1 protein-coding gene is annotated in these 378 nt (G+C 72.2%); it reads left to right on the top strand.

What is annotated here, in order from left to right; genetic code table 11:
* The coding region (locus K7G59_RS34500; RefSeq protein WP_225840693.1) for an SDR family NAD(P)-dependent oxidoreductase at positions 1–378 on the top strand (378 nt) is incomplete at both ends.

Genomic DNA, 378 nt, shown 5'->3' with positions numbered 1-378 from the left:
CTCCTGGGATCCCCAGGGCGCGGTGCTGATCACGGGTGCGAGTGGGACGCTGGGTGGTCTGGTGGCCCGGCACCTGGTGGCTGAGCACGGGGTGCGGGACCTGCTGCTGGTGAGCCGTCGTGGTCGCGACGCGGCCGGTGCGGTGGAGTTGGCGCAGGAGCTGACTGCTCTGGGTGCCTCGGTGACGTGGGCGGCCTGTGATGTCGCGGACCGCGAGGCGCTGGCGGCGCTGCTGGCCGAGCACCCGGTCACGGGTGTGGTGCATGCCGCTGGTGTGCTGGACGACGGTGTGGTGGAGTCGCTCACCCCCGAGCGGCTGGACGCCGTGCTGCGTCCGAAGGTGGACGCGGCGCTCAACCTGCACGAACTGACGGGCGA

This window comes from Streptomyces sp. NK08204 (assembly GCF_020400585.1).
GTDB lineage: Bacteria > Actinomycetota > Actinomycetes > Streptomycetales > Streptomycetaceae > Streptomyces.
This window is presented reverse-complemented; position numbering and strand designations above follow the sequence as displayed.